At 39.2% G+C, this 24,781-nt stretch carries 29 protein-coding genes; 10 read left to right on the forward strand and 19 right to left on the reverse strand.

Translation table 11 applies throughout. The features are described from left to right. Positions 1-149 precede the first annotated feature (149 nt). Positions 150-608, reverse strand: a complete 459-nt coding sequence (locus AC5W2J_RS16375; RefSeq protein ID WP_496060543.1) for a DUF2512 family protein — start codon at positions 606-608, stop codon at positions 150-152. A gap of 726 nt (positions 609-1,334) precedes the next feature. Between AC5W2J_RS16375 and AC5W2J_RS16380 the strand changes: the two genes are divergently transcribed. From AC5W2J_RS16380 to AC5W2J_RS16390, 3 genes are all read left to right on the forward strand, one after another. Continuing rightward, on the forward strand, positions 1,335-1,805 hold the full coding sequence (locus tag AC5W2J_RS16380) for a hypothetical protein (protein ID WP_496060544.1): 471 nt from the start codon (positions 1,335-1,337) through the stop codon (positions 1,803-1,805). A gap of 63 nt (positions 1,806-1,868) precedes the next feature. Beyond that, a complete protein-coding gene (locus tag AC5W2J_RS16385; protein ID WP_496060545.1) occupies positions 1,869-2,327 on the forward strand; it encodes a hypothetical protein in 459 nt (152 codons plus the stop codon). Positions 2,328-2,834: 507 nt separating this feature from the next. After that, positions 2,835-3,200 carry a hypothetical protein gene (locus AC5W2J_RS16390; protein WP_496060546.1) on the forward strand — a complete coding sequence of 122 codons (366 nt, stop codon included), beginning with the start codon at positions 2,835-2,837 and terminating at the stop codon, positions 3,198-3,200. Between the two features lie 902 nt (positions 3,201-4,102). On the opposite strand, the gene AC5W2J_RS16395 is transcribed toward AC5W2J_RS16390, so the two are convergent. From AC5W2J_RS16395 to AC5W2J_RS16455, 13 genes are all read right to left on the reverse strand, one after another. Continuing rightward, positions 4,103-4,438: a hypothetical protein gene (locus AC5W2J_RS16395; RefSeq protein WP_496060547.1), complete on the reverse strand. Its 336-nt coding sequence runs from the start codon at positions 4,436-4,438 to the stop codon at positions 4,103-4,105. 1,058 nt (positions 4,439-5,496) lie between these two features. Next, entirely contained in the window at positions 5,497-6,372 is an 876-nt protein-coding gene (locus tag AC5W2J_RS16400) for a manganese catalase (RefSeq protein WP_496060548.1), read from the reverse strand. 118 nt (positions 6,373-6,490) lie between these two features. Next, entirely contained in the window at positions 6,491-6,811 is a 321-nt protein-coding gene (locus AC5W2J_RS16405; RefSeq protein ID WP_496060549.1) for a DUF3243 family protein, read from the reverse strand. A gap of 56 nt (positions 6,812-6,867) precedes the next feature. Continuing rightward, the gene (locus AC5W2J_RS16410; protein WP_496060550.1) at positions 6,868-7,164 is read right to left on the reverse strand and encodes a spore coat protein; all 297 of its coding nucleotides are present in this window, start codon (positions 7,162-7,164) and stop codon (positions 6,868-6,870) included. Between the two features lie 14 nt (positions 7,165-7,178). Then, on the reverse strand, positions 7,179-7,376 hold the full coding sequence (locus tag AC5W2J_RS16415) for a hypothetical protein (RefSeq protein ID WP_496060551.1): 198 nt from the start codon (positions 7,374-7,376) through the stop codon (positions 7,179-7,181). Positions 7,377-7,693: 317 nt separating this feature from the next. Beyond that, positions 7,694-7,843, reverse strand: coding sequence for a hypothetical protein (locus AC5W2J_RS16420; protein ID WP_496060552.1), 150 nt, complete (start codon positions 7,841-7,843; stop codon positions 7,694-7,696). Between the two features lie 227 nt (positions 7,844-8,070). Further along, positions 8,071-8,448, reverse strand: a complete 378-nt coding sequence (locus AC5W2J_RS16425; protein ID WP_496060572.1) for a DUF2512 family protein — start codon at positions 8,446-8,448, stop codon at positions 8,071-8,073. A 232-nt stretch (positions 8,449-8,680) separates the two neighbouring features. Beyond that, positions 8,681-9,454 (reverse strand): alpha/beta fold hydrolase, encoded by a 774-nt coding sequence (locus AC5W2J_RS16430; protein ID WP_496060553.1) that lies wholly within the window; start codon positions 9,452-9,454, stop codon positions 8,681-8,683. 203 nt (positions 9,455-9,657) lie between these two features. Continuing rightward, positions 9,658-9,945 carry a hypothetical protein gene (locus tag AC5W2J_RS16435; RefSeq protein ID WP_496060554.1) on the reverse strand — a complete coding sequence of 96 codons (288 nt, stop codon included), beginning with the start codon at positions 9,943-9,945 and terminating at the stop codon, positions 9,658-9,660. Between the two features lie 731 nt (positions 9,946-10,676). Continuing rightward, complete coding sequence (gene mobL, locus AC5W2J_RS16440; protein ID WP_496060555.1) at positions 10,677-11,000, reverse strand: relaxase MobL; 324 nt, start codon at positions 10,998-11,000, stop codon at positions 10,677-10,679. Then, positions 10,997-11,551 (reverse strand): hypothetical protein, encoded by a 555-nt coding sequence (locus AC5W2J_RS16445; RefSeq protein ID WP_496060556.1) that lies wholly within the window; start codon positions 11,549-11,551, stop codon positions 10,997-10,999. The genes mobL and AC5W2J_RS16445 overlap by 4 nt, the downstream gene beginning before the upstream one ends. 20 nt (positions 11,552-11,571) lie before the next feature. Further along, positions 11,572-11,844, reverse strand: a complete 273-nt coding sequence (locus AC5W2J_RS16450; RefSeq protein ID WP_496060557.1) for a hypothetical protein — start codon at positions 11,842-11,844, stop codon at positions 11,572-11,574. A 1,651-nt stretch (positions 11,845-13,495) separates the two neighbouring features. After that, on the reverse strand, positions 13,496-13,738 hold the full coding sequence (locus AC5W2J_RS16455; protein WP_496060558.1) for a helix-turn-helix domain-containing protein: 243 nt from the start codon (positions 13,736-13,738) through the stop codon (positions 13,496-13,498). Between the two features lie 81 nt (positions 13,739-13,819). Between AC5W2J_RS16455 and AC5W2J_RS16460 the strand changes: the two genes are divergently transcribed. Next, positions 13,820-14,341, forward strand: a complete 522-nt coding sequence (locus AC5W2J_RS16460) for a hypothetical protein (RefSeq protein ID WP_496060559.1) — start codon at positions 13,820-13,822, stop codon at positions 14,339-14,341. Positions 14,342-14,429: 88 nt separating this feature from the next. On the opposite strand, the gene AC5W2J_RS16465 is transcribed toward AC5W2J_RS16460, so the two are convergent. From AC5W2J_RS16465 to AC5W2J_RS16475, 3 genes are all read right to left on the reverse strand, one after another. Beyond that, positions 14,430-15,497, reverse strand: a complete 1,068-nt coding sequence (locus AC5W2J_RS16465) for a RepA protein (RefSeq protein WP_496060560.1) — start codon at positions 15,495-15,497, stop codon at positions 14,430-14,432. A 241-nt stretch (positions 15,498-15,738) separates the two neighbouring features. Next, positions 15,739-16,080 carry a type II toxin-antitoxin system PemK/MazF family toxin gene (locus AC5W2J_RS16470; RefSeq protein ID WP_496060561.1) on the reverse strand — a complete coding sequence of 114 codons (342 nt, stop codon included), beginning with the start codon at positions 16,078-16,080 and terminating at the stop codon, positions 15,739-15,741. Continuing rightward, entirely contained in the window at positions 16,080-16,313 is a 234-nt protein-coding gene (locus AC5W2J_RS16475) for an AbrB/MazE/SpoVT family DNA-binding domain-containing protein (protein ID WP_496060562.1), read from the reverse strand. Before AC5W2J_RS16475 ends, AC5W2J_RS16470 begins: the two co-directional genes overlap by 1 nt. A gap of 648 nt (positions 16,314-16,961) precedes the next feature. On the opposite strand from AC5W2J_RS16475, the gene AC5W2J_RS16480 reads away from it, so the two are divergent. The 5 genes from AC5W2J_RS16480 to AC5W2J_RS16500 all read left to right on the forward strand — a co-directional run bounded on the left by AC5W2J_RS16480 (position 16,962) and on the right by AC5W2J_RS16500 (position 22,136). Further along, positions 16,962-18,152: a replication initiation protein gene (locus AC5W2J_RS16480; protein WP_496060563.1), complete on the forward strand. Its 1,191-nt coding sequence runs from the start codon at positions 16,962-16,964 to the stop codon at positions 18,150-18,152. Positions 18,153-18,303: 151 nt separating this feature from the next. Continuing rightward, a complete protein-coding gene (locus tag AC5W2J_RS16485) occupies positions 18,304-19,086 on the forward strand; it encodes a ParA family protein (RefSeq protein WP_496060564.1) in 783 nt (260 codons plus the stop codon). After that, entirely contained in the window at positions 19,061-19,468 is a 408-nt protein-coding gene (locus AC5W2J_RS16490; protein WP_496060565.1) for a hypothetical protein, read from the forward strand. The genes AC5W2J_RS16485 and AC5W2J_RS16490 overlap by 26 nt, the downstream gene beginning before the upstream one ends. 183 nt (positions 19,469-19,651) lie before the next feature. Next, the gene (locus AC5W2J_RS16495) at positions 19,652-19,846 is read left to right on the forward strand and encodes a hypothetical protein (RefSeq protein ID WP_496060566.1); all 195 of its coding nucleotides are present in this window, start codon (positions 19,652-19,654) and stop codon (positions 19,844-19,846) included. Positions 19,847-20,111: 265 nt separating this feature from the next. Further along, a complete protein-coding gene (locus tag AC5W2J_RS16500; protein ID WP_496060567.1) occupies positions 20,112-22,136 on the forward strand; it encodes a phospholipase D family protein in 2,025 nt (674 codons plus the stop codon). A 316-nt stretch (positions 22,137-22,452) separates the two neighbouring features. Here the strand turns inward: AC5W2J_RS16500 and AC5W2J_RS16505 are convergent, their stop codons facing one another. Continuing rightward, complete coding sequence (locus tag AC5W2J_RS16505; RefSeq protein WP_496060568.1) at positions 22,453-22,875, reverse strand: type II toxin-antitoxin system death-on-curing family toxin; 423 nt, start codon at positions 22,873-22,875, stop codon at positions 22,453-22,455. 19 nt (positions 22,876-22,894) lie between these two features. Continuing rightward, positions 22,895-23,161, reverse strand: a complete 267-nt coding sequence (locus AC5W2J_RS16510) for an AbrB/MazE/SpoVT family DNA-binding domain-containing protein (RefSeq protein WP_496060569.1) — start codon at positions 23,159-23,161, stop codon at positions 22,895-22,897. 532 nt (positions 23,162-23,693) lie between these two features. Here AC5W2J_RS16510 and AC5W2J_RS16515 point away from each other — a divergent pair. Then, positions 23,694-24,512 carry an STAS domain-containing protein gene (locus AC5W2J_RS16515; RefSeq protein WP_496060570.1) on the forward strand — a complete coding sequence of 273 codons (819 nt, stop codon included), beginning with the start codon at positions 23,694-23,696 and terminating at the stop codon, positions 24,510-24,512. Positions 24,513-24,781: the final 269 nt, after the last annotated feature.

A 24,781-nucleotide genomic window follows, 5' to 3' on the forward strand; every position in this document is an offset into this window, starting at 1 on the left:
GTGATCACTTCAATGATAAGGCACCTTTGCTTGTCCCTTACACTTTTAGTATATACCAACGAACTCTTTTCCTACAGAAAACAGGTTTGCTGCTTTTTTTAACAAAATAGTTAAACAAATATCTAGACCTTTCCACGACGACGTGTCATTTATCGGTTCGAAGTCACTGTGTGGTGGTCTTTTTCAGGGAAAACATTCCGGTCCAGGTATTTGTGGAAAAACCATTCTCCTGCGCCGATGATTAGAGCGGAAATAAGGGCGGCCTGGATGATGTCTTCACTGGAGGCAAGGAGAAATTCTCCCATTAACCAGATCACCAGAAAGGCCAGGACGATGTCTCCCACCGTTGCCATCGCATTACGCTTTGTCTGGTCTGCATCCGCATCATCCGGTCCAGCTCGGGTTACGTGAGCCTCAGCGGGTGGAGTCGAACCGTCTTCTTTTTTGCGAAAAACCATCAGGTCTCCAAGCAAATATGCCAGCAAGGTCAAAATCAAACTGATGAGCAGCGTATTGCCGACTTCTACGTTGTAAAATCCGGTCAAAACAATTAACAGGACCACAGCAACCATTAGAAATTTCATACTAAGTGCTTTGACATGTTTCACTGTCTATTCCCTCCCTTCTCTTTTTATTGATAACTCCTTGGTTTCGGCAGCTATGATGCTACTGCTTTATACAGACGGCTAGAATAAACCATAAAAAATAAGCCGAAAAAGGCCTATTCGCCTTTCTCGACCTATTAGCAGGCATTAATTCCTCTAATTACAGCCGTTCCTGTATAAAGTTAATGGTCATTAGATCTAATTATCCGAAGCCAAGTCATTATTCTACACGGTGTTGTCTTCATTATTCCCGGGTGGTAGGTTCTTAAACGTACTTTTTTGCCCCCAAATAAAAAATGACACTCTTTTTTGCACTTTTTGGAATATTCGATTGACAATGTTTTAATATCCCCTATACTTCGTTATATAAGCTAGTTTTATGTATTATGAAGAACAAAAATGGAATAGGGTGATTCAAACAAAGTAACGACTATCATGGGTAGTAACCCGATCCATAGTTCCAGTCACATTGAAGAACGAGCGGTCATGACATTTTTTGGAGCGTAAATGTTTGGTTTATCCCGAGGTCTATAGAGAACCTCTGCATGCCTTTCAACTTAACCCCTATAGTAAAGGCAATCACTCACTCCTTTTCCCTCTGCAGCTTCTCATGTCCTTTACTATCTACCAACCGGCCTGTCTTCCATAAACTAACCCCTACATTCAACTACTATTCTCCCTTTCAACCTCCTAATTCATTGCGCCTATGTAGAGAAAAGAGGAACTTTTGTGGCAAATGAATTTCACTTCGCTGTATATGAATCCTTATCCATGGAACTGGATCCTACCTTTCACACACTAGATAATCTATTCAAAGCAGCCCAATGGAACGAAGAAATCACGATCCTGCTTCCTTTTTATATGTATTGTTTTCATCCAAAAGCATGGCAGATGTATTCCAAACGTTCCGATTATTATTACGTGCATCACCTGAATACCGCAATGGTTTCTGCGCTCGAGCTGTTTTTGATGGAAGCCGATCAGGAAATGAAAGACTTCTTTTTGGAAGCGGCTGTTGATAACGCAGTGGTGGATCCCAGCAATTTATCGGTGTCTCTGCGAACTGCCGCCCTTTGGTATAAGTATCAATTCCTGCAGAAACGAGCGGCTTTTTTAACCTCCAATCGCCCTGTAAATGAAAGCGCATACTACCAGGTTATTGCTAATATGATTCAACAAAATAACCAAAGTTTAGTATAAATCTTTTTTTCATAACCGCCTTTATGTTGCCTCCACAGAATATCACGGAGAAAGGAAGTCATCATGAAATACTCGATGCGTTATGCTGTGTACGAAGAAATGATTGCCGCCCTGAAGCGTCCTCCCAGAGGAGTAGAGGATATGCTCTTACATGCCTCGTATAACGCCAAAGTCGCTGCTATTGCTCCCTTTTATGGGTTTTACCTTTATCCGCATGAATGGCTTCAGCACTCATTGGAAAGCGAAAGCACTTTACTGGCTGAGCTGAATATAGCGATGGCCATTGCGCTGGATGCCCCGACCCTGGAAGCAGATCCGAAAATGACCTTATATTTTTCTCTTATCGCCTCCCATGCCAAACAACATGTCTGCGAGCACAGTCTCCCCGTAGCCTTTAAAACCACGATGCTTTTTCAAAAATACGTGTACCTGGAGCATAAAGTGTTGATGCTTGCCAAAGACGAGTTATTCACCATGAGAAAATACAAGACACTTCTCAAAAAAGCGATAGATCTTACGTAATGGAATTGGACGGATTCGGTTTTAGGAAATAGTATTTCAAGTACAACTCAACATATGCATGTCTCTATCTTCCTATTTTTGGTGCCAACGCATGGAGTAGTAGACGAATAGAAATAAAATCTCCTTTTTATCTTCTCTGGCTTCATCAGTACTCACTTAATTTTCTAAACATTTTGAATTTAATGTTTATTATGAGAAATTCAGGGTATTATACTATTATCTCCATCCTCCCTTTAACAAGGCAAACATATTTTTGAGCATCGCTTTCCCACAAGGAAAGCGATCTTTTTTTTTGACTTGATTATCTTCCATCTTTTTGATAAATATCATAAACTAATTATACAAATGGAATTTGTATAATAGGTTGCTTCATTTTTATAAATGTAGATATAGAAAGAGGATGGGTTTTAGAGAAAAACAAGGAACATTTTTTTCTCTTTGGTTGTCAAAAAAGACCAAACATTGCTCAACAAGAAATACATAAAATAAAAAAAGAAGGGACGCTTTATGACGTTCGAAGAACGCCTAGCTGCTTTAGATAAAATACTAGATATTCGTCCACAAAATAAATCTGGAAAAAAGAGCGCAGCGAACCAAAGCCGACTGGAAGTATTAGGTCGAGTGGAGGATGAGCAACAGGCCATCCTTCAAGAAATGGGGATCACTCTTTATTCCAACCACCAAGGGAGTCCCCTCATCGTAAACTTAGATGCCCAGTCTGTTCGAATGACAAAAGCGGAAAGCGGGGAAATGGGAAAAGAAGTGATAAAAATCAGGCAGCAACAAGCTCGAATTATAAGAGAACTGGAACAACATCTTTGTCCAGAAATAGAACAAGAAAGAGAAACCGACGAAGAACAGGCGCTGGAATAAAAATAAAACAGTTTTTTGTATCCGAAAGAGCGGTATCTTGTCCCTATTCCATTTATCAACAAAAGGGCACGTCAGAAACCGATGGGTTTCCAACGTGCCCTTTTGATGACCTTTTCTTCCTCTTGTTTTTGGAGACATAAGTATTTACGCCTGCTTTCGATTTTGATGGAGAGGTTGCAATACTAGTACCATAAAGCCTTCATCGTCCTAAAAATCTCAGTCCAGAAGCGTATCAATTATCGACCGGTCCAGAAATGTCTCCAGTCGTGCCTGGCGTACTATGCGACGTTCCATCGGACGTTTCACACGCTGGAGGATTTCCGTATAGCCGCCTTCAATCAGCTCTTTTTCAATTTGAACAGATGCCCGTCCGCTTAATCAGAATCAGGCGATCGCTCAGCCAAAACGTTTCCGTCACCCCCGGTGTTTTTGGCCGTAATTGCTCCATCAGAATGTGCCGGGTTTCTTCCACTCGCTGGGTTTCTTTTTACTGGACCAAATTTTTTTCCATCGGGGCTAAAAACCCTACACATGTATTAACAAAAAGGGCGGTTCCAACGTAACATGCACGGATGTGGGTCTTTTTTTCCAAGATGATCCCGCAGCGTTTTTCCAATGTAGGCAGCGATATTGGTCTGTTTGCCTATCTAATCGGTCATGCCTTTCCTCCTATTCTAGACAACGTACACGGGAAAGAGATCCGTAAGGAACATCTACCTCATTGTTTTGATCTCCCCATCTTGAACGTGCGAGTTTTCTTCTTACAAAAAGGAACGACTCGTAGTTTACCATTCCCGCTTCTTCTCGGGAGTCCCCACTTGTTTTAGGGTTCTAGGTATCCTATATCCGGCTATCGTTATATAAAAAAATAGATAAATTTATTAGAAAGATGTCTAATCTCTTTACCCCCTGTCTCTTTTTGCCTCACTCAAATGGCCTTTTACGATAAAAAAAGTCCGATTAGCCGTTTCTTTTTTGCTTACCTTGTGTAGAACCACGGTATACCTTATTTCTTCCAGGATTAGCCCATAGGGATGATTCGTTTTAAGAGCGTCATGAGTCGCAAACATAATTTTCCCAATCTTTTTTTTTCGAGCGAAGCGCTTGCTAGAAAAGCCTCCTTTCTCTTTGTTTTTTTCTTTTTTGGAAACGATGGAACGTTTGCAGCGCATCACAAGCACCCAACACTTCATTTTCTCATTTTCTAAACATAATGCTGGCTTATAATCTGTAGCCATACATTGCCCCCTCTCTTGCCTTGGATAAGACATAGTGACGTAAGAAGAAATATAAAGAAACGGCAAGATACGAAGTGATCATTTGCCAGCGTTTACACTGGCACTACTGTATGGCTATCACTGTCGATGGGCATCCACCTAAATGAAAAGAATAGTAGTAAATAATCCCTCTCTGGGCAGAGAGGTGAAACCTTCCTTTCTCTTTTATGACCATTTTCTTTTGATTATTTTTTCCCATCCTTTACAATAGGAAATTGGAGAGAGTATTTATAAAGCCCCCCTCTTTTAGTTCCATAGATCAATTGATGTTTTTTCCACTATCCTTTTTTCCGTTATTTCCCGCAGGTTCACAGAAAATCACGTACCCTTCCAAAACGATTGTCGATCCGTCCCCTTTTTATCTCGAGGATTTAATTCATTAAAATGAAGGTACCAAGTGCTATCACAATAAGGACAATAAAAGCTATAATCATATATGTCGTTAAGCTATTCATGCCATTCCCCTATTTCTTTTTATTATTATTCGGTCTTGACTCTATACGTATCACACCCACTAACGGAACACTCCGGTTAGCGGGGGGTTGAAAACAAATGAAAACGGCTGCAATCATCCATCCTCGGGGAGGGTAAAGAGCGATAGCTTGAGTTGATGTACATACCGAAATCATTTGCTCATAGTACATGCAAAAAAGAGACATTACCAAGGGGGTAATGGAAAGCTTCCTTTTTCGTAAGATGAAAACACGATCTCCTTAGTGGTTTTTGTTATATATACAAAAAACCAGGAAAAGATGAAAATCCTTTTCTGACTTCCCCTCCGTTTGTCACGCTGAGATTCTTGCGTCTTGCTGTTTTACATAGGGCTAAGTCTATGGCTTGCTGTGCAGCCCCCATGTTGGAAACATAAGGAATACTATATCTTACCTAAGAAATAGTCGTAGCCATCCATACTATACGGTCAAGCGCTAAGGTCTTGAATAGGAGATCCATTACCATCCATAGGAACGAACATAATCGCTATATATTTTTGATGCTCGTACCAGTGTGCTTTATCTCTGCTATTCGTCTTTTCCCAGCAGCTTATCTAAAGGCGAAGCTTTCTCTACGCTTTCTCCCTCCAGAGGCAGCGTATTATGCATATATTTTGGCGCTGGTTTCAGCACCGGCTTTTCGGCATGCGCTTCCGGAATGCTGACGTATTCGAAGGTACCGGCGCCGTCCGGTGCTTTGCCCCCGGCCCAGCTTCCTGCTTTGCTTTCTTCTCCGGCGGAAAAGTTAAATAAGGTATGAGAGAATTCGGTTGCTTCCCATTCTTTGGGCACAGTGGATGGCGCAATGATGCCGTCTTTTTCTTCCAATTCTTTAATCGCCGCCATCCATTGGTTTTGATGCATCGTATCACGTGCCAATAAGAAAGACAGCATCTTTCGCACACCTTTGTCTTCGGTCATTTCATACAACCGTGCTACCTGCAGTCGTCCCTGGGATTCGGCATTTAAGTTCGCTCTGAAATCGGCGAGCAGGTTCCCACTGGCAACAATATATCCAGCGTTCCACGGGACGCCTGCGCTGTTTTCCGGTGTAGCGCCGAGCCCGGATACAATAGCATGATGCGGATTCATGCCGCCCATAATGGCGCCAATCACCGGGTCGCTGGCTGCGTCTTCCTGCTGATTAACCGGGGCGTCATCGAGAAGACGGGCAATCATGGTTGCAATCATTTCAATATGACCGAATTCTTCTGTGCCGGTATCCATCACCAAATCTTTATATTTTTCATTCCCGCGGGTATTCCAGCCCTGGAACATATACTGCATCGCTACGGAAATTTCACCAAACTGGCCCCCTAGAATTTCCTGAAGCTTTTTGGCGTACAGAGGATCCGGACGATCGGGTTTGGAATGAAACTGCAGTTCTTTTTGATGAAAAAACATAATATGACCACCTTCTTACGTTTTTTTATTAAAATAATATTTATGAAAAAAAGCCGGAAAGAGAGCAGGTCTTTGACCTAGCGCATCGTTCGGCTCTACTACCTTGTGATTTTACCCGTTATTCTGTTTGACCTTCCTGCTTTGCCAATCGCACAAGGATGTGAGCCATTGCGCTTTTTTCCTCTTTTTCTGCTACTTTCCACATTTCCTGGAGCAATTTTTCCTCCGAGTTCTGTGGTTCGCTATGGTTTTTCAGGTGTTCAGCTACCCTTTCTGCTCCTTTGGCCAGCTGTTGTTCATTTAATCCCACCTTTTCGCCTTTATGAATTTTATCTTTTAAATAATTTTCAAATCCCTGAAAACTATCCAAGATTTTCTGTTTTTCCTGCTCACTTGTATTTTGAAGCTCTTCCTCTGCCTGTTTTTTTGGATCGGCCATTTTTCAAACACCCCTTCCGATTGATTTATAAAATAATCAGATAGAATCGCTCGTGTCTAGGAGTCATTGCCTGTTTTTTTCAATACTGCCTCTGTTTTTTTCTGGTCATGCTCTATTTGTTTTTCCATGTCGTAGGCGTGATAAAAGCCTTTTTCAATCATAAAGTCAGCTACTTTTTGATGAATATCAATCGCTTGATTCAACTGGTCTGTTAAGACCTCATGAATATCGTGGGAGGCCGTTTCTGTAACAGCCACACTATAGCTTTTTACAGCCGCTTTAGCCGTTACCAGCATTTCGGTGGCGATCACTTCATCGGTCATTATTTTTGGGTTGCCACTACTTTGGGTCACTTTGTTCTCCCCCTTTATGTTTTTTTTAGAATGTCTTTCAGCTGCTGGACGGCTTTTGTAGATACTTCCATTTCTTCTTCAAGCAGCTGCTTCAACGTATCATTGCTTGCATATTCCAGAAACAGAGCAGACTTTGCAACTGTCGCGGTCTTCAGCGTTAACATTTCATGTACTTCCAATATTTCGTGCGGGGCATACGTGTTTTTCGCCAATGCTCTTCCCTCCTTTCTAATAATGAGAACGCGCCGGGCCCTGATTTGTGTTTTTTTCGACACAAAAAGCCAGAAAGAGACCAAGGTCCTTTTCTGGCTTATTCCTAGCTTGCTATCTAGGGAATTCCCACCACATTCTATTATTTACCTATCATTAAGTCTTTACCTGTGTTAAACGTTAGCTTATAGATATAGTTCCCACTAAAAAGCTTTGTAAACCTTTTTTAAAGTAAGAGAAATTAGAAGGCATAGTATAGTGGTGGTTCAAGGTAACAGAGAGGATAAAATACGCCGGCTCCAATCACCTTTCTTGTTTTTTATTCCATATCGTCCGGATTTTTTTCAGATTCCTTATTTTCTCCTTTATCGTCTACCTGCCGTTGCGCATCTTCGTCACGCTTGGGATCAGCTTGTTTAATCTTCTGTTCTTTCGAATCGTCATTGCCTGTTTTTTTATCTGTTGTCATCTTTCGTCCCCCCTTTCTCTATCAAGAGACTTTTTTGTTCCTGATAAATAGCTTTCCTTCTATTTTTTTGTCGTTTGCTTCCATGTTTACTAAAAGCCGAAGGGTCCCATGATTTACGTTGCTTTTTGTGTGTTTTTTAAACGAAAGTTTCTCTCCCCCCTTCTTTGGTGGGGCAGCGCCTTAACGTATTTCTCCTCCTCATCTGTTATTCATTTATGTTGTGGTACTCATTTTTCTCCATACATGGACTGAGCGCCTTCTTCGTCTTCCGGGAAAATCCGGCTTAATAAAAAGCGGTGATAGAAAAATTCAAATATCCCAAGAGTCACAGCTATCATCGTAAAGCCCGTATACAATTCCACCGGTTCGGTCCCCATCCATGCGCCTAAAAACCACAGAATGAGAAAAACGGTCACGACATCTCCAAGCGCTGCATATATATTTTTAATCTGAGGCATAATCGTTAAATCCAGAATGTACAGACATAAAGCGACTAAAAGAGAAACAGCGGCTGTTTCTGCCATATTAAATTGGTTAAATAAGATAGAGAGCACCATCCCTATCAGAAGGGCGGTAAATCCCAATTTAATCAATAACGCGATCACATGATGCAAATGATCCTTCCTTTCTTTTTTTATTTTTTCTGCATGAATCGTAGATTATCCATTGCCCCACCCCCTTCATCCTGTAAAAACAGAAATCAAACGAAAAAGATAGCGTTTCTTTCTTCCGTTTATTCATCATCTCTCTTTGGCTGCAGATTTCCGCCTGTCTAGCAGGAAACTATACCTCTTTCCCTGATAACCAATCGAAGCTGCAGTCCAGGCTTTCACACCATTAGTTTTCATTTAAACGATTTTTTATTTGAACTATAGCTCCATTGATTTCTTTTGCTTGCTTGGTAGGCAGCTGATGGGCTCCTCCTTTGATGCAGGTTACAGAAAGAGCGGGAATCTTTTTTCGGAAATCCTTTACATACTTTCGTGTCAGTACATCAGCACTTCCATACATCACAAACACCGGACAGGTCAGGTTTGTTAAACGTTTTCGTCCGTCGTAGTTTTTCCCATGCTTGTACATTTGTTTTAACAGGGTGGAATTACTGCTTTTCATGCTGGCTGCGATTCTTTTCTGTTGGCCTTTTTTCTTCGTGTGGGTCAATGACAAACTTTTCCCCAGCAGGCTGCGCCGGTCCCTGCTGGCACTCCAGATTCCCAGCTTAAATTTCAAGCCCAGCAGGAACGTATTCACTACCGGAAACGCATTAACAAGAAGAAGCGCTCTCACTTTGTCCGGGTACTGCAGCGCGGTAATTTGGGCGGGCGTGCCGCCGAGCGAATAGCCACAGAGAATGACTCTTTCCCCCAGATGATCGATCAGGTCCGCCACATCCTCCGCCCAATGCTTCATGGTGAACGTCTTCCAGCCCCCGCTTTCGCTTTTTCCATTTCCTCTTGGATCGAATGTCACGACACAATACGCTTTCTCCAGGTCGGCCTGTTGCTCAAATACCGCGACCCCTAACCCAGGCGGCGGCATAAACAATAGAATCGGTCCGTCTCCTTTTTTCTCATAGTACAATTTCGCATCTTTGGCTTGAAAATAGGGCACTGCGTGCCTCCTTTGTGCGTATTTTTTGGACTACTTTTCCTAAAAAGGGATATTACTCTAAGGTATGTGTCTTATATACAAAGAAAAGGAAATCAGCTATCGTCTGGTACCAAGTATTCTATTACTTAAAGAAGGAGGAGAAAAAGGCTACATTCGAGAGGAGATCTTAAACGCTTCCCTTCTCCAGAAAGGCGTGTCAAGCGTTACCTGGAAACCTTTTTGGTAGGCAGAATAGTCATTTTGGCTGTAACCGATCGTTCGCAGGACGCATGCAACAACGCCTGAAACGTGGGTAAGGGGGACACGATGGTAATAATCCACTCTTGTTCGCGATAAGAGCAGATGCCCAAATAAAGTTCTTCTTCGGTGCTGCAGGCTATCAGTTCGTAGCCTTGTTGTTCCCATGACTGAAGATCGATCCACGTGCCGACAATGATTTCATGATCTTTCTTCCGAACCAGGTAAGCGCAGGAGGAAAGAGGTACGACCATGATAAACCCTCCTTTAGGTAAATGAAGATATGAAAAAGGCCAACACAAAGAAAAATCAACGTGTTGGCCTGGAAGAAAAGCATGCTGTCTCTTCTATCAAGCAATCTCTATAAACATAGGAAGGATTGGGTTAAGGTCCCTTTCTCTAGACATCCGGCCTACTATCCGGAAGACAAAAGAGAAAAAGGGGGGCACCCGAACACGCGTGTTTCGGGTGATCCCTATTATATTTACTATACAATGAGGTTTGGATCTGGGATACCCTAGAAGACTAAAATAAGTTTTTAGTCCTAGTCTTTAGCCTTTACTTTACATAAGCCGATGAGATACGGTACTGCACCCCAAACGTTAGGGTTCACTCTAACATTTGGGGTGCACTACCAACAGGAAAGCCTCTTTTTTTCGCCTGAAGGTATTCGAAGAGATTGATCGAAATTAGATGTTCTAGTGCTATCCCTAGATTTTAGAATTAGAGATTCTTGCTTATTTGGTTTGGCATAGCGACCTATTTCATTTCTTTTAATACAGCACTTTCTAACCGCTTGTATAGACCATCTAGTCGTTTTTTTTATAGTCAGCTCGAGAGAAACAGTCAGTGCAATTGTTTCATGGTATCTAATGTAGATTGCTTACTATTCAAGCATAATATTCATTCTCTTTTTAGCTACCATCACTATTTTATATTCATCTAGGATATTTGTTTTATTATCATACACTTCGTTTTCTTCTAACTACTTGTTATCAAAACTAATTACATCCTGCCATAACACACTGTTATTATTTTGTACGCCTTTGTAAGTCTTTTTTACTTCTTTTAATTGTTTTGATGATAAATAATCTTGATCTTCTGTACATATTCCACTGGCCTTCTTATCGTTTCCCATGTATTCCTGATAACCTTCAAATCCCTCTTTATCGTTCTCTTCTTTTGTTTTCGTTGCTTCTTCTCTATCTATATAAGACACGTACCTATTGTAATTATTGTTACTTGATTTTTGCTTTAGGGAGGAAGGCAAAACAAATTTACTAGTAATGATGATGCCTACTTTACTCATGTTCTAATTTTGCTGAAGTCAGGTTTGAATGGTTTATAGGCAGACTCTTCTTTGACAGGATTAACAGTAGTGGCCGCAGGCGAATGTGATGAAACTTTTTTTGGTTCTAAAGCTATTCGACGATCTTTTTGTTGTTTGAAATTGTTTATTCTCTGTGTATGTTTATCTACTATTTTTTGAATAACCACTTGATTTTCTTCTGGCAACTCCATAGAAATAGCTTCATAAGTAAACAAAGCATTTATAGCATCTCGTATTATCGCAGAGTTTTCACCTGCCGCATCAATGCTAAATTTTATTCTTTTTTGAACGTCATTTATTCTATTTAATTCACTTTTAATCTCCATAAATAAGTTTTGGATAAAAGCTTTTTCATTTTCAGCATAAATACTTCTATTGTCTTCTCCTTTTGTCGTTGCCTGCATTAACATTTGTTCAATAGCTTCCCCTCTAGTACACGTTTCGGCTTCCATCCAATCGCAAATAACGTCATCTAACTTTTTAGGAAACATTACTTGCCTTCTGATTTTCGTGTTATTTCCTTTTCTCATTTAAGGTTCCCCTTTTCTTTTTAGTGGTTATCTAACATGGCATGACGTAAATCGTAAATCTGCCGATTAATGTCATTTACAACTTGCAATATCTCCTGTGAACTTTCTCTAAATGACATTTCTTGTTCCTTTAGTACTGAAGACATTGCTAGACTTTCAATGTGTCTTCTTAGAAACTCTTGTCTGCTTAATCCTTTTTCAGATGCCATTTCGTCAATTTGTTGAATTGCTGCCTTTGACACTTTACGCACTCTAACTTCCTCACCAAATGTTTTTTTGATTTTCTTTTGCAATTTTCTCTTCTCCTTTTTTCTGACCCTTCATTCTTCAATGGAATAACCTGATTCTCAGGTAATCCACTGAAGTTATATTGAGGCCAATTCAAAAAATTAAAATCAATTTCCAGTACCTCTTTAGTGCTTTATTAAAGAGCATAAGGGGTTTCTGTTCCCAAAAAGCATGGGAAGGTTGGCAGAGCCAACCAAAACATGGGAACATAAATAATTTCCAAAACACTTGAAAAACATTAGAAATACACTCTAAAAGCATTCTGTATACACATTAGGCACACTCCCTATACACCCGACTCACACCCACTCCAATCTCTCGTTACACTTCATTTACACTTAACCATTCTTTATAATTTATATTCTGCTCGACTCATCATTTGTACTTTCTTTTGAGTCGCCAATACAAGATCTATACCTTATTTCCCTCCCTATATGTTGGTTTTATTCTTGTCTATGGAGGCCAATAGCTACCATAAAGATATCTTTATAAAAGAACTTCTTCCTTTTTTATAGCATTTTTTTGTATCAAGCCGGTCTTCTCTTTCATAACTTTTTGGATTATTCGCTACTATTGGCCTTTTGTTTTATCCCTTAATGTGCTGACTTTTTGTTTTAATACGAACGATTCATGCCAGTCTTTTTCTCTTTTTCAGAAGAAAAGAAATCATATTTTAATCAAATCTTGGGGTACCTTTTGCTAAATGAGATACATGGTCATTCTATTTTTTGCTGCAAGCGATGTTTATCTTTTTACTCCTTTTCTTCCTTACGTATAGACACTTGTTATCTATTTTTCTCTGTTTTATGTTTCATTACACGTGATGCAACCTCATTAGTATTTGCATTCGATCATCTTTTAGACTGTCTTTTGGTTTTCTAGAAAAGAGGGGGTTCTTCTCCCCCTTTCGGGAAATTTTTTGGCACAAAAAAAGATATCCTGTCTTGGATACCTTTCTGTTTGTGCGTATAAAAGTAAGAAAAATTTCTTTCATTGTTTGTTTTTTTCTTATCCAAGGTTCTTTTGCTGCCACGCTTTTTTTCCTTGGCCCATAGAAAATAGTGCTTATCACCCGAACGTATCTTGTTTATTTTGTTGTATTTTTATTATTCTCTTTTCTTTCTAAAAATAAAATTAAAACGCTTCGGTTTTGATAAGGCTTCTCTTTTCATTCCTCCTTTTTCCTTTTCGCTTTGTACCAATAATGATGAACCTTAGCCTACTAAGACTGTTCCAGGATATATGGTTCCTGACTCTCCAGATGGTTGGTTGTTGTTCCCTATTGTCTTTTTTTCATGTGAAAAGAAGAGAGGCTTTAGAAGCCTCTCTTCTTTTGCATTAGCCTCGATAGCATGTGTTGAATGCTACAAGAATAAATAATACAACGACATAAAAAACGTCTACCTCATGGCGGATAGTCCTGTGCTTACGATTCGATCGAAAAGATACGAACATGATAGTGTGTGTTTTTACAACAGATGATTCTGGTAAGCTCATCGGTCAATGTCTATTGGTACTCTACTACTTTATCATGTTCTCAGTCTCAATGGTGTGTCATCAAAGTCTCACCAAAGTCTCATTTTAGTGTCATCAAAGTCTCAATATCATCGCGATAACGTAACCAACCCAGCACTCGAAAACTCGTATAGACTTTTATTAGGACTCTGGATATAACCATTGCAAAGGGATTTCTAAAGCGTCTTTAATGCGAATGAGATTCACAATGGTAATGTTTCGCTCCCCTCGTTCTACGCCTCCAATATAGGTTCGGTGAAGGCCACTTTCAAACGCCAGTTGTTCTTGAGACCATCCTTTCTGTTCTCGGTAACAACGAACCTGTTGACCAATAACGTGGAGAATATGGGCATGATGTGGAAAAGCTTCGGATGTCTTTTTCATCTCTTTATTCTGGTAAAATGATGACTATACGTCGACAGACTATACGTATCATTAGAAAGGGTGAGAATAACAAAAATGTACTTGGACGATAAGATTAAAGAGTCTACCCTACCGGAAGGATTGCAATATCATTTGCTGCACAATCGACATACCCGTCTATTTTTGAGCGAGGGTATCGTAGAAGATATTCAGGATGTCTATAATAACTTTTTTAGCTTATACCATTTTGATGACACCGAATTTTGTGCGTTTATTATCGTTTGCTTACGTAAAATCGAAAAGTATTCCTACTTTTACAACTACCTCAACATGTACTTATCGAACAACTTAGATACGATTCCAAAAGCGAAAGTGCCAAAAGGAAAACGCCTGGCGTTGTTGGGAAACAAATTAAAAAAGCTGGAAGAAGGCGAAATTATTAAACGGTTTTCTACGCTACTGCAGATGATAGCTGATTATCATGAAACGAGAAATAGAGACCATCTGTATGAGGCGTACCGCCTTGCTGGAGAGTTGCATGTCTTGTTTGCTATTTATCCAAATAATTTATACAAAAAAGACTTTGACTATTTATACAAAACATTTCATACATTGGAACATTAAGATTTATTTTCTATTTGTTATAGAAAAAGATAAGTAAACAATTTGAGATATTAAAATTTAACAACTCAAAGAAAAAGCTAAAAAATATTTATTTTTGAGTTGGGTATTTTTGGTTCCATTTTTTAATTAATTCTTTAGTCAAAGCTTTTTCTGCTTCTAGTTTCATGGGATCTTCTTTTTTATTCTCTCTATCTTTGACTTCAGTTTTTAAATCATTAAACCAAGATGGAATAATATTATTTGGTGTTTCTAAGATTTTTTTTCGAGTTGCATCTAATGCGTTACGTCGAAATTCTATTTTTTTATCAACAGCATTTTTCATACGAGCTTTAAAATTGAGTATTTTATCAGGTGTCTTCTCTAGAACAAAACTTAAAGCACTATCGTATTCGTAAGTAGACAAAGTATTTTCATAAGATTTAAATTGAGTTTCTACATCGTTTATACTAATTCTATCATCAATCAATCTTTTTCTATTTTTGTATAAAGTCTTTTTTATTGGTAAAGGAACGTCTAATTTTTCTATAGATTGATCTTTATTTGAATCATTATTAATATTATTTGAATCATTAAACACTTTTGAAACATTATTGGGTTTGATTTTAGAACCGACCCGGTTTGATTTCAGAACCACACCCGGTTTGATTTTAGAACCGGGGGAACTTACGTTTGCATTCACCTTTTCTGTTTTCTTTTTTCTACCTCCTAATTTTGCAAAGGTCCTAGCTGAGGATGTGTAATCATTCTCATAATCTCGAATTTTTTCTAAGGGCTTAATTTTATTTTCTGCTAAATTTTGTGGAGTATCATACACAATAACATTCATTGGTTTTTGACCTTCAGATCCACTCTCTTGATATTCAATAATATCGATCAACCCATAGTTCCACAAAGCAGGCAAAATCTGCTTGTAGAATTTTTGCTTACCGATACCTAAGCGCTTTATAATCTTTGTGAAGCTAGTTGGAATAACGTCGTTCTCTTTATCTAAACGGTTTGATGATCGATCACACCAACTGTAAAATTTTAACCACGCACAGAAAGCGTCAGTACCTAATTTTTCAATCCAATCGTCTACTGCAACAAAATGCAAAATAGGAAGTTGTAGCTCGCCTCGTGCTTTTTTTCCAGATGTGAATCCAATAGTTTGCGTCATAACAAAAAACCCTCTCTAGTTTTAAATAGATAAGGGCACGCCGAAAAAAGCTTATATTGGTTGCATAAATCATATATACAAGGGTATACTACAGATATATAATTATGAAACCAAAGAATTGCTGCCACGCTTTTCTTGGTCATACCGGCCTTTGCTTACCTTCCACAATAAGCAAAGGCCATTTTCTTATCTTTTTTTATTTTAATTTTAGTATTACATATTCCTAATTTGTTAACTACTTCTATTCTTCTTCCTCAATAGGAATAATCCTATGCGCTTTTCTAATGCAACGTTGAACAAACTCTTCTGGTAGTTGGTCTATTATCTTTATTTCCCGTGTTTCCCAATCTATGCTTCTTATCTGATCAGTTAAGATAGCGCCTTCAACAGACAAATTGTTAGGTAGTTTTACTTCAAAAGGATAGCCTTTTACTTGATTTGTAATAAGACAAACTACTGCGAGTTTTGTTACTTCGTTATAGTCTTTTGAAGATAATACGAGTACAAACTGTTCTAAAGTTTGTTCATGTTCGTGTGAATTGAAATGAAGATTTAAAAGATCACCACGCTTTGGAATGGGCATCAAATGATTTCCCTTCCTATCGGGGTTAGGTCAATATATTCATGTCTATTTTCAGAAGTTACATTAGAGAGCATCTCTTTTAAGGATGGCTCCTCTTCTACTTTTTTTATCTTTAATTCATTACCGTGAACAGTTACTGTAACCTGACTTCCATCGTTTAAATTAATTTGGCGTGCTGCACTTGCTGGTATTCTTAAACCTAAGCTATTTCCCCATTTTTGAACGGTGGCCATGTAAAGCCCCCTCCTTCACAAAGTTAAGGTTATAAATAGAATAGCATGCAAGTATATATTTTGTATATCTTTTATATTATTTTAACTATTATTAGGTTTAACGTTTTTAAATTGCTATATATTAATATTATAAAAAATATATCTTTTGTTTGTTTTACAATATGTTTTAAATGATTTAACTTGTTTTTATTTGTTTTAGACAGTTTGTATCCTTTGTATACCAAAGGGTTTACGAAACTAATATCACACATAGGTGAGTGAGGTGCCACACATTGATGAGTAGGCTGCCACACATTGATGAGTAAGATATCACACATAGGTGAGTAAGAGTGCCACACATAGGTGAGTGAGGTGCCACACATAAATGAGTCATTAAAACACCTGATTATACATCATAATATTCAAAAGGATGTTTTTAATAGTCACCAATGTGTGGCATCTATTAGTGATTACATACTATACATCATAATATAAGGAAAAAATGTTTTTAATTATCCATCATTTTTCGGCTGTTTTTACATGAGCTGATAAAAATGATGAGATAGTATGTATATTAGCAATTAACCAGATGCCACACATAAGTGAGTAGCAATCTATTAGTGAATTATAATATAGTGAATTTAACGAATTTAGAAATGAGGGAAAATCGTGACTAGAAGCCAGGAAGACAATGCTATTGTACCTCTGCAAGACATTAAACTATCTTCAGATTACGTCGTTACACAGTCAAACAATCTAATAGAGACCCCTCAAGATTTAACGCTACAAGAGCGCCGTATCGTCCTTGTGCTGGCTTCTTTAGTTCAACCTGAAGATGATCACTTCAAAACACATAAAATTAAAGTGAGTGACCTGGCTGATATTATTGGTATAGGTACACGGAATTTTTATAAAAAAGTAGAACAAACTTTGATTAGTCTGCAAAGTAAATCAGTAACTATTGAGTCGGCAGAACATAAACTGGTTGTAAACTGGTTAGAATGGTCTGAATATTACAAGGGAAAAGGTTATGTGGTTTTGAAGTTTTCAGATAGACTCCGACCTGTTTTATTGCAAATAAAAAGAGAACACACTCCTTTTAAGCTCATTAATGCGCTGCGTTTAAATAGTGAAAAACATATAAAAATCTATGAATTATTAAAACAGTATCAAAAACTAAAAAAACGGACTATAACTATAGGAGAACTTCGGTACTACCTTAATATTCCGGAAAATCAATATAAAATGTATTCACATTTGAAGAATCGAATTATTTTAAAAGCTCAAGAAGATATTGCTAAGAGAACGGACATATGTTTCACGTTTGATGAACATAAAGATGGACAAAAAGTGGTATCTTTAACATTTCATATTAGAAAAAATACTAAATTTATAACTGATGTCATGCAAAATGAGCTTCAAGATAAAGATACATACCAAATGTTGATACGTTTTGGTATTCGGCCGGATACTGCTCGCGAGATGAATACTATTTATTCTGATGAGCGTATAAGAGAGAATATTCATTATGTAGTAAAAGAAAAAAATATGGAAGATATCGACAACGTTAGCGGTTATATCCTCAAAGCTATCAATGAGGACTATAAAAAAGTGGAACAATCAGATGAGCAAAAACCCTCCCCTACATTTTACGAACAAGCATTTTATAATTGGCTTAAAAAACAATATAATAACGTTAAAGAAGCGACTCCTGAATTTTTGATTGAAAAAAAAGCAATAGAACACCTTTATGAGAGTATGAATGAAAAAGAAGCAATGGAATTTTGGACTCTAAACAAAGAAAAAATAATGAAGACTGTAAATGATCAAATTGATAAGAATAGGAAAAAGGGAAGATAAAATTCTTCTCTTTTTTTATGTTTCAGTTTTTGTAATAGTTTACGTTTAAATTTAATATTAAGTTTAAATAAAATAAATATATTCAGTTTACTAAACATATTACAAAATATGTTATACTTAATTAAAAGTAAAACATATCGGAGGTGCTGTTATGACAAAGACAATTACATTTGGTATACAAAAAGGTGGCGTTGGGAAAACCTTATCATCTGGGGTCACTGCCTTTTTGTTAGCGCAAGAAGGAAATAAGGTTTTATGTGTAGATATGGACTCTCAAGGGAATTTAACCCAATTTATATCTGGAAATGACGATTTGACAGACTTCGAAAATGAAACTGTGTTAGAAGCCATGAAAGATCAGGATGCTAGGGGCTATATAAAAGTCATTAATGAGAATTTGCACTTATTACCCGCTGATGACTACCTTGCTACGATTGGTCAATTCTTATATCAAGAATTCGATGGCAATAGATCACTAGCGCTAGATGGAGCATTAAGTACTGTTCGCAATTATTATGATTACATAATTATAGATACCCCTCCGGCATTATCCGAACAAACTATCAATGCCTTATGTACCTCTACTCATGTAGTTATTATGTTTGAAACAAGTAAGTTCTGCTTTTCAGCAGTACCAAGATTTATTGAAACTGTAGCAACTACAAAAAGTAGATTGAATCCAACTTTAGAGATTGTAGGGATCTTAAGAACTTTAGCAGATGCGAAGCGCATCGATTCGCAAGCCATGATTCAAATGATTGAAGATGAGTATCCAGATCAAGTTTTTGAAACCGTAATTCATCGAAGAGCCACTACTGGAAGGTTACCTATTTATGGATTGGTAGAAAATCCCGAAGCAAAACAAGCCTTCGAATATCATAAACGATTTTTAAAGGAGTTGAAGGAACGTGTCCACTCAAAAACGCGCAGCTAAAACAGGAGCTGACAAAATAAAAGATAGTATGAATCAAACAAAAAAAAGACCTGCTCCAGCAAATTTGTTTTTTGAAACTGAACCTGAATCTAAAACAAAAACTGAACAAAAAACTATTAAAGAAACTGAAACAAAAACTGAAACATCTAAAAATCAACTTGTTAATAATAACAGTGAAGAAGAAAAAGAAAACAATTTTTGGAATACTTTAGAAAAGAAAAAACAGAAAGTAGAAGACACCCACAAAAGAAGCACTTTTCTAATAAGAAAAGATTTATTGGATGAGTTCGATCAATTATCTAAAAATCAAGGAAAGGGTTTTAAAACTCAAGCTATTAACTATGCATTAGAAAAGTTAATTGAAGAAATGAAAAAAAGATAAATATAAAAGTAAACAAAAACTGAAACGTAAAAGTTTCAGTTTTTGTTTACTTTTTAGTTGTTTTTCAACTTGACAAGGTCAATATCAATCTTTATATATAATTATTCGCATTTGATTTGAAAAAGATTAATCATTAATATTGTATATAATACAAGGTCATATCATAAAGAAAGGAGTAACTATATGAATAACTTTAAAAGAATATTTGATAAATGGGACTTGTTGTTAGTGGTATTTGCTGCATATCTTTTGTTTATGGTAGATTTCTCAAATATAGATATTTTAAATATAGTTATGCTTTCTTTTATATCTGTTTTCCTTATTCTTACAATTTATTCAAAATGGTTAAAATGGAAGATTATAAAAATAGATATGTAGTAGGAAATAACAAAGAAATAAGCACACACATGATTTTTATTTAGGGAGTGTTAAATGAGTAAGATAACCTAGTGTCAACACTAGGTTATCTTTTTTTAAAAGGGTCGGGAAGATGGGGGAAAAAAGTCTTTTTTTTCTTAGGAATCGGAAAGGATTTAGCCAAAAGACGTCGTATATAAGAAGAACAAAAAGAACGTATATCATCAAAGAAGCGTCTCCCTGGGCTCTTTACCAAGCACGTTATCCTACCAAAGAAGGTGAACGCATGAGCGAACAACTGTCTTTTTGGGATGAGGAGAAGAAGAACAAGTATGGCTCCCCGTTGTTGGTCGTCAAAGACGGCGTTGTGTCAGATCTGTCTTTTAAAGACCTGTTTGATACCCAACGATTTCAGGTATTACAAGCGATCGCTTTTGTGGCGTCGCCCGCGTTTTTCTTTTCTGCCGCTCAGCAGTTTGAACGGGTGAAGGTGATCATAGGCATCGAAGATACGAAGGTAGCGGAAGCGTTCCAGGACGGCCTGGAGGATTTATTGGCGATCGAAAAAAGAGTCGCGTTTTTTCAGGAACTCCCCCCGGCTGTCCAGAAGCAAATAGCGGCTGAGCGCTTTTCGATCCGGTATGCGTCGCCCGGGCATACCGTCCATTCGAAACTCTATTTGATGAAGGGGACCGGAGGCACCCGGTGCATGATGGGATCGGCGAATATGACTAAACGGGCCTTTTCCAATGACAAGCAGTTTGAAGAACTACTGGTATTTGATGATTCGCCGTTGTTTACGATCTATGAGAAGCGGTTTCACGCCATCTATGAGCAAACGAACGATTTTATTCCGGATTTTTTGAAACAAAAAACCAACGAGCAGGTCCCTTGGGTGGCCGTCACGGAAGAGGATCTCGAAGCGATCCACCATCTGCCGAGGCACTTGGCCCAGCAGCAAACGGAAGCAGGAACTTTCCAACAAAAACTGGACGTGCTCACGAAGAAAGACCGAACCACCCAGGCGCATACTCTCCATCCTCCCACCACGCTAGAAAAAAAGGCCGGCGCTTTAAAACAAATAATGGGCCAACCGCGGCGCAAAGAGAGGCGAAACGACCCCCGGCTGTCTCTCCATTACGATGACCAGTCGGCCATGTTGTACACGCCCCAGCCGACGTCTTCTGAAGAAAGGCCGCCTTCCTGGACGCGGTATTCGTATCCCGTCGAGAAAGGCGGTTTGGGCTCTCACTTAGCGGTGATCGAAGCCTTTATTAACGCTTATGACACCTTTACCGTGCAGTCGGATCTGAAAAATCAATCACGGGTCTTTGAAATGGTGTTATATAGCTTTACGTCCGTGTTTATCTGGAAAATGCGGGATCACTACAGCTTTCAAGAAGGAAGGACCAGCGTGCGCCGATATTTTCCACCGTTTTTGATTGTGTCCGGCCGCTCCATGGCGGGAAAAACCACGGCCCTTGAATTTATCAATCACCTATTGGGTGGTCTTTCCCCGTATACCTCCTATGAAACCATTAAAGACACCCCGCTTATCTGGGAGGCGTTCCATGCTCCGAATGTGACGCCCTTGATGGTGGATGAAATCGACACCAAGTTCTTCAGCAGCACGGCCGCCCAAAAAGGGGAACGCCTGATCAAACTCATCAGCAACGAAAGACATTCCCATCATCCTGTGCTTATCGGTACCACAAATGCGTCCGGATTTGATATCTCTCCGCAGACGTCGACCAGAATCTACTACTTACAGCTGCGACATGCCTTTTCGAAGCCACTCATGGCGGATGCCGGGACGTATATCAATGACCTGCTCCCTCAGGTAGAGGCAACCTTGTTCCAGGACTTTACGTATCGAATGGGACAAAAAATCAAAAACGACGAGAGGTTTTACGAGGCCGGCGACTTTCTATCCGATGCCCGCCAAATCTTTCGGGACTATTATGCCGAAGCCGGAGGGGAGCTGCCGGCTTGGTTTCCTCACACGTTGTTTCGGGACTACGAAGAACGGGGTATGTTCATTTGGCAGCAGCTATATCGGAGCCACCGGGAAACATTTGATGTACGGGAGGATGATACGGTGTTAGTAGATATGGAAAAGCTTGGGGCACGAACGAACCGGGAGAGAACCAATAAAATTCATTTCCTGCCGGTGGAATGCATCATTGAGGATAGTCCGGTCCTGGTACTTCACAAACAGCTGTTTTTTTCCTTTATCGGAGAAGAAGAGAAACAGAGCTCGGTTCTTTCCCGTACGATGGGAGCCTGGAAACGAAAAAAGGGAGCCAAATAAGAAGGTGCTTTATTCTGTTTATGGTTCCATGCAATTCCCTATCTTTGGTGTAAAACGAAAAAAGAAACGAGGCTGCATTTGCAAAAAATAACGAAAACAGGCACCTATTCATGGATAGGTGCCTGTTTTCATGCATAGAATCGACCTCAGACGAGGTGAACGTTGGTTGATACGGGAAATGCCCCGTTTGTTTTGATTGAGGGCGAATTTATAAAGCCTTTTCGGTTTTATTTTTTCCACCATGCTTTCTTGGAAGCCTATTCAAAAGAACGATAGGTCCTCTTTTTCAAGCACACGACGTTGCTGTATCATTCCATTATGATGGTTTGGCTGGTTGAATATGCTTCCCTATTTCTTCGATCATAAAGGAAATACAATCATGTTCTTTGAATTTGTCGTCGTAGGCTAAATGAACGGTAAAATCTTCTGACTGCTGCGAAGGAAGGGTAAGCTCGTAGCCATTCAGAGTTAAAAAGGAGTCAGAAACTGTGAGGGGCGTTCGTTTATTTCCATGTCGAAAAATGTGTCCGCTCCGGGCAATGGAATGATAATAACAGCAAGCTTTCTCTGGAATCGACGGGTATACTTCTTGGCCGTACAGCTCTGTTTTGGGACGATGCAGCATCGAGTAGAAGGCTTCATATTGTTTAATACCTGCTTGATCGCTGTCGTTATACATTTCCATGATCGTGTAATGAATGAAGAGAATTTCCTCTTCCGAGAAGTAAACTACCTCCATAACGATGGCCTCCAGACATTCATCGGTCTTTCAAGTTTCGAAGCGCGTGATCGTACTTATCGACGGCTCGATTCATCGCTTGCACCACACCTGGACGAACGCCCGTCGGTAACGCTCGATGGGCTTTTTTCATAATAATTTCTCCCGTTTCTTCATTATAGTAGATACTGATTTCATCGCCTTTTGCCAGTTCCAGCTGATCAGCAATCGCTTTAGGTATGCCGGCGGAAAGACTGTTTCCGGATTGATTTAATCGGCGAGTATATCTTTTCTCTGCTTGTGCCATAGTAGAGAGCCTCCTTCTTTTTAAAAACCAATTTATATAAATTATACCTATAATATATATAATACGTATTATGAATACAACGCTCCAGAACCTGATGGAACGCATCATGATTTCACGCATCATACTCATGTCATATATCACCATCAACGTTAGGGGAGGAGGATGGATCCTGTTTCAGGAATAAAAATCTAGAGGGAACNGAACCTGATGGAACGCATCATGATTTCACGCATCATACTCATGTCATATATCACCATCAACGTTAGGGGAGGAGGATGGATCCTGTTTCAGGAATAAAAATCTAGAGGGAACGACCTATTTTCTACACCTAAAGAAATCTTGCGTGGGTAAAGATCTCAACGCTGTTATGGTGATTGTTTGGTTCCTGTCGAAGGAGTATGTTCCAAGAAAATGGACGTCTTCTCAGCCGAATGGGGACCTATGGCTGCATGCACGCTTCTTTAACGAGGTTTAAAAAGCTTGGATCCCGTCTATAGTAGGAGATAGACACAGAAAAAAAGAGGAGAATCCCATGGCCTACATCGGCACAGAGCTATATGATCATTTTTTTCGTAACGTCGACCAAGTAATTGGCCGTATTGTCACCACGACATCTCAGAACCTCGAGCACGAGCTCTCTCAACAGGAATATGACCTGCACCACGATTTACTCCATTATTTGTTCCTGAAGATCAAAGAAGAGCTCGATGAGCAGCAGTCAACGACCGCTGTCAACCTGGATTACGATCCCGCGGATGTGCTGAGCAAGCAGGGATACAGCTTGACCTATATTGTCATGCTGCTTTCACAATTCCGCTTAAATGTCGTCAAAGAGATTGAAGGGGAATTTCAAAAGCATGGCATAGGAATCCTCGGGGATGCCTTTTATTTCATGCATCGGATGAGTGACATTTTCGATCAAGCCATAAAAAATTCTACGGATCATTACAATACCCAGTATCAATTAAACCTGCAAAAGCTGGAGGAAGAATTGTTGCTGCTTTCGGCACCTGTGGTCCCGGTGAAAAAAGACGTATCTGTCTTGCCGATTGTGGGCTCTTTAAATGAAGAGCGCGCCGATCATATTATTCACAATGTGACACCAGATATCGTGGAAAGCGGTATTGCTACCCTGATTATAGATTTTTCAGGCATTTATCAATTTGACTCAGACGTGGCTTCCCGCTTGACAGCGATTACGAACACGTTACAGCTGTTAGGTATTCGCACCGTTATTGCAGGCGTTCGTCCAGACATGGCTCGTACGATCATACAAATGGGAAGCGCCGTAGGAAATATGGAGACCTATCGAGATGTCAAAGAAGCGCTAGAACAAATGGTGCCCTCTTAAAATCCAATGGTAATGGAATCAAATAGCGGCCTATCCGCGCTTGCTGCTGATGACACCGTATAGTTTGATCAAATGGCGTTTGATGCATACCTTAGTGACTAATGGTATCGATGGGTATTCTTTAAAAAAGAAGTGAGGCTACATTCGTAAAAAATAACGAAAACAGACCCCTTTCGTATATAGGGGTCTGTTTTCGTGCAGAGAAACGGCTTCAGAGCGTTTTATCTTCATGTGAACGGATAAAGGTGCCTTTCGTTTCGTTTGCGGGC

This window comes from Sinobaca sp. SA16-1, from assembly GCF_059510515.1.